The organism is Massilia sp. P2_C2 (assembly GCF_056404615.1).
This window is the reverse complement of sequence record NZ_JBFUDR010000388.1, coordinates 1-4,968: the sequence shown is the minus strand read 5'-3', so window position 1 is coordinate 4,968 and position 4,968 is coordinate 1. Positions and strand designations below refer to the sequence as shown.

General features: G+C 69.8%; 4 protein-coding genes. All 4 read right to left on the bottom strand.

Annotated features, from left to right (window positions below; translation table 11 throughout):
* Positions 1-38: 38 nt before the first annotated feature.
* Positions 39-1,484, bottom strand: a complete 1,446-nt coding sequence (locus AC1DYX_RS27735; RefSeq protein WP_477264904.1) for a nucleoside hydrolase-like domain-containing protein — start codon at positions 1,482-1,484, stop codon at positions 39-41.
* 77 nt (positions 1,485-1,561) lie between these two features.
* On the bottom strand, positions 1,562-2,263 hold the full coding sequence (locus tag AC1DYX_RS27730) for a YoaK family protein (protein ID WP_477264902.1): 702 nt from the start codon (positions 2,261-2,263) through the stop codon (positions 1,562-1,564).
* 10 nt (positions 2,264-2,273) lie between these two features.
* Positions 2,274-4,136, bottom strand: a complete 1,863-nt coding sequence (locus tag AC1DYX_RS27725) for an amidohydrolase (RefSeq protein ID WP_477264900.1) — start codon at positions 4,134-4,136, stop codon at positions 2,274-2,276.
* Positions 4,137-4,193: 57 nt separating this feature from the next.
* Positions 4,194-4,968, bottom strand: a 775-nt coding sequence (locus AC1DYX_RS27720; RefSeq protein WP_477264898.1) for a sensor histidine kinase, incomplete at its 5' end; no start/stop codon positions are given.

Here is a 4,968-nt window from a genome sequence, read left to right as displayed (position 1 = left end):
CGTGGGCACAGGGGTGCCCACCCTACCCGGACAGGTTTCTAGTCCCTGGGCAGGATCGTCACGATCACGCGCTTGTAGCGGCTGAGGGGCGGTGAGCCCTTGTCCGTGACGCGCAGGATCATGTGGGCGGTGGCCGGCCTGTCGACCAGCGGCGCCCGCGCCGCCGTGTGCTTCAGGTTTTCCGTGCCCAGTTCGAGCGGTTGGGCCAGCGTGCCGGCCTCGTGGTACTCGAACCAGTGATAACCCAGGCTGTCGCCGTCGGGATCCGTGCTGCCGCTTGCGTCCAGGGTGAACCAGTCGCCGCCGTGGACGGTCAACCGGTCCGCGTGGGCCAGGGCCGGCACGGGCGCGTGGTTGGTCCTGGCGTACGGCTGCGTCGTCCAGGCCATGCGCGCCGCGAAGTCGTTCTGGAAGTCGTCGCGCCAGCGCCAGATCGTCACCCGGTTGCCCTTGAACGACTGGCTGGCGGGCTTGATCGCGCGGCCGTAGTCGGCGGGAATCGAGGGCGTGTACGTGTCGGCCGCATTGGTCCAGATGGGCCGGGTTTCCTGTTCGACCGGCACCCCACCGTTGAAGCCTTGCGGATCGGTTTCATCGATGGCCGGGATGCGCGCCACGTAGCGGCCGCCCCAGCCGCCCCAGTCCGGATGCTCGGGCGCGTTGAGACCGTTCGGGATCAGGCCGAGGAAGCTCGGCGTATCGCCCTCCATGCCGTAGGCCACGTCCGGATACGCGGCGCCGAGCGGACCGTGACCCTGCTGGATGTGCGCAGCCAGCCATTGGTTGCCGACGGTCGTGTTGTCGATGCCGGCCACCGCCTCGTGCATGCCCATCCACGTCGCGTTGCCGTAGCTGCCCGGGCTGACGATGTAGAACAGCGAGGGGAACGTCCTGCGGATCCAGGCGCCGCTGTCGTCCTGGTCGGAGATCGTATAAACGCGCAGCCGGCCGACGAGGCGCGCCAGCCGCTCGGGCGTGGTCGTGTGCTGCAGGCGGTACAGCGCCTGCGCGAGCGTGTTGGCGCCGCCCCAGACCGGGATCCAGAGCGGGCGCGGATCGTCCGCCTCGATGGTGCGCAACAGCAGGTTGGAGCCGGGAGAATCGTGGCCGTCGCCGACGCCGGCCATGCCGTACACGGGAAGCCCCTGGCTGACCTTCGCCAGCAATTGCTGCGCGGGCGGATACGCGGGATCGTGCTTCAGCAGATTGGGCCGCACGYGGGCATAACGCTCGATCACGGCGCGCACGGACTCGGGGTGGACGGCGGCCCGCATGTGGACCGACGTCGTCGCCACGATGCCCTGGATGTCGAGGTCGTTCGTGTACAGCATCAGGCGGACCAGCGATTGCGTGTCGTCCGGGTCGGCCTCGATGTCGGTCAGCACCACCACGCGTGGGCGGCTTGCCGAAGCCGGAGCCGGAGCCGGCGCCGCCTGGGCGGCCAGGACACCCGCCGCCAGGCAGGCCATGGCGAGTCTGCGCATGTCTTTTCCCTCTCGTTCGAATGATTAGTTCGACCATTTTACTAATGATGGGACGGACATGCACGCATCCGGTGCCGCTATGCCGCTGCCGGTGCCGCCTCCAGCGCCGGCCAGTCCAACAGCACGAGGAAGGCCAGCAGCGCCAGCGCGGGCAGCAGGCACCAGAACCCGAACGTCATGTACGCGGCGCCGCCCGTGACGCAGCCGAAGGCGAACGCCAGCACGGGCCAGAAGAACTTCACGAAGCGGGCCTTGACGGCCGGCGTGGCGCGGCCGCTGGCCAGGTCCGTCATGTCGATCAGCAGTTCGGTCACGTTGCCCGTCATGACCGTCGTCGGCGCAATGCGGCCGAACTGCAGCTTGCCGGCCGCGTTCTGCACGCCCATCGCCGCCGCGCCCAGCATCCCGCTGACGAGTACCAGCGGCGCTTCCGGATTGCCCAGCGGCGACGCGGCCACGCCCGCCACCATGAACGCCGTGAGCAGCGCCAGCTGCACGCCCAGCAGCGGGCGCGCCGGGTTGTGGCCCAGGCGGGCGCAGCGCACGTCCATCATGCGTGCCACGACGACGCCGGCCGCGAACGCGGGCACGGCGAGGAATTTCAGCAGCAGCACGCCGGCGTGCGACGGCCGCGCCAGCTCGCTGCCGATGAGGACGAAGTTGCCCGTCACGTGCGCGGTGAACAGGCCGAACAGGGCGACGAATGCGGACGTGTCGATGTAGCCGGCCAGCAGGCCGAGCCCGACGCCGAGCGCCAGGTCGTTGGGCTTCATGGTCATGTCGATCTCCTCAAAACGCGAAGCAGCTGCAGCCGAACGCGCCCCAGAAGCCGCTGTAATCCGACACCGGCACGTCGGACCTGCGCGCGCGGTCGTGCGCGTGCGCATGCACGGCGCAGGCGCCGCGGCACTGGTGGGCCAGGGGCGTGGCCGCCGCTTGCTGGACGGGGCGGTAATGGCCCGGCACCTTCGCCACCGGCGACCACTCGGGCAGTACCGGCAGATCCGGCGGCGCGTATTCGCGGAACGGGCCCTGGCCGTACACGACGCGGCCGCCGACCACCGTCAGCACGGATTCGATGGCCTTGATGGCGTCCTCGTCGACGCGGAAGTAATCGGCCGACAGCACGGCCAGGTCGGCCAGCATGCCTGCCTGGATGCGGCCCTTGTGGCCCTGTTCGCTGGAGAACCACGCGCTGCCGGCCGTCCACAGTTCGAGCGCCGTGTGGCGGTCGAGGCGCGCGCCCGCGTCGTACAGGCGCAGCCCGCCCACGGTGCGGCCGGAGACGAGCCAGTACAGTGCAGTCCACGGGTTGTAGCTGGCGACGCGGGTCGCGTCGGTGCCGGCGCCCACGGGCACGCCGGCGTCCAGCATGCGCTTGATCGGCGGCGTCGTTTCCGCCGCCTTCGCGCCATAACGGTCGACGAAGTACTCGCCCTGGAAGGCCATGCGGTGCTGGATCGCGATGCCGCCGCCAAGTAGCCGAACGCGCTCGATGTTGCGCGGGGTGATGGTCTCGGCATGGTCGAACATCCAGCGCAGGCCGGCGAACGGGATCTCGCGGTCGACCTTTTCGAACACGTCCAGCATGCGCGAGATCGACTCGTCATACGTCGCGTGCAGGCGGAACGGCCAGCGGTTGGCGACGAGGTGGCGTACGACCTGTTCCAGCTCGCCTTCCATGCCAGCCGGGAGGTCGGGACGCGGTTCCAGGAAGTCTTCGAAGTCGGCGGCGGAAAACACGAGCATCTCGCCGGCGCCGTTGTGGCGGTACCAGTCGTTGCCCTGGCCCGGCTGCACCATTGCCATCCACTTTTGAAAATCGTCCAGCTCCTTGCCCTTGTTCTGCGTGAACAGGTTGTAGGCGATGCGGATCGTCAGCTGCTCCTGTGCGGCCAGCTGCTCGACGACCTGGTAATCCTCGGGATAATTCTGGAAGCCGCCGCCGGCGTCGATCGCGCTCGTCAGGCCCAGGCGGTTCAGCTCGCGCATGAAATGGCGGGTCGAATTGATCTGCTGCTCCAGCGGGAGCTTCGGGCCCTTGGCCAGCGTGGCGTACAGGATCATCGCGTTGGGACGGGCGATCAGCATGCCGGTCGGGTTGCCGGCGGCGTCGCGCACGATTTCGCCGCCCGGCGGGTTCGGCGTCGACTTGTCGTAGCCGACGGCGCGCAGCGCGGCGCGGTTGAGCAGCGCGCGGTCGTACAGGTGCAGCACGAACACGGGCGTGTCCGGCGCGGCGGCGTTGAGTTCCTCGAGCGTGGGCATGCGCTTCTCGGCGAACTGGAATTCGTTCCAGCCGCCCACCACGCGCACCCATTGCGGATGCGGCGTGCGCAGGGCCTGTTCGCGCAGCATGCGCAGCGCGTCGGCCAGCGACGGCACGCCTTCCCAGCGCAGCTCGAGATTGTAGTTCAGGCCGCCGCGGATCAGGTGCAGGTGCGAGTCGTTCAGGCCGGGGATGACCGTGTGCCCGGCGAGGTCGATGACGCGGGTCGTGTCGTCGCGGTGACGCATCACGTCGGCAGCATCACCCACGGCGACGAAGCGGCCGTCGGCAATGGCGACCGCGTCGGCCTGCGGGTTGGACCGGTCCAGCGTGTGGAAGCGGCCGTTGGTGAGGATCAGGTCGGCGATGGCGGGTGTGTTCATGGTCTCTCCAGTGACGTCGGACGTTTGCCGGACGTCCGTATGTTGACATATTGCTGCTCATGCATGGTCGCGGGTTGCGGATGGGGTGACGGCGGCCATACAGCGCACCGGCAGCACGACACGGAACAGTGCGCCGTGCGGCAGCGCCGGCACGCATTCGATGTGGCCGCCGTGCGCGCGGGCGATCGCGCGGCTGATCGACAGGCCGACGCCGGTGCCGTGCGGCTTGGTGGAATACAGGGCCTCGAAGATGCGCTCGCGGTCGGCCGGCGCGATGCCGGGCCCGTTGTCGTGCACGCGCAGCTCGACCAGGCCCGGGCCGGCCGGCGCCGTTTCCAGCACGATGCGGCGCGGCCGGTCGCTGACGTCGGCCAGTGCCTCGATCGCGTTCAGCAGCAGGTTGATGAGCACCTGCTGGATCTGGGCGCGGCTGGCGTGGATCTGGCGGTCCTGCAGCTGCAGCCGGGTTTCCAGCTGCACGTTCTGGCGCACCATCAGCGCGCGCAGCAGCAGCGCGACGTCGCCGGCGGCCGCGTCGAGCGTGAACGTCGTCGCCGCTTCGCCTTCGCGCCGCGCCAGGCCGCGCACGCTGCGCACGATGTCGCCGGCCTGGCGGCCGCAGGCGCTGATCTGTTCCAGCGCTTCCAGTGCGCGCACGGTGTCGGGCTGGGCCCGGCGCAGCCAGCGCCGGGCGGCCGCCGCGTGCAGCAGGATCGCGGCCAACGGCTGGTTGACCTCGTGGGCGATCGTGATGCCCAGTTCCCCGACCGTGTCGGCCCGGGCGGCGCGCGTGCGCTGGCCGTCGGGCGCGGCCGGCGCGGCGTCCCAGGCC

What these genes read in the sequence shown, in the direction of transcription:
- AC1DYX_RS27730 (WP_477264902.1), bottom strand. Translation starts at nt 2,263, where the DNA reads ATGACCATGAAGCCCAACGACCTGGCGCTCGGCGTCGGGCTCGGCCTG.
- AC1DYX_RS27725 (WP_477264900.1), bottom strand. Translation starts at nt 4,136, where the DNA reads ATGAACACACCCGCCATCGCCGACCTGATCCTCACCAACGGCCGCTTC.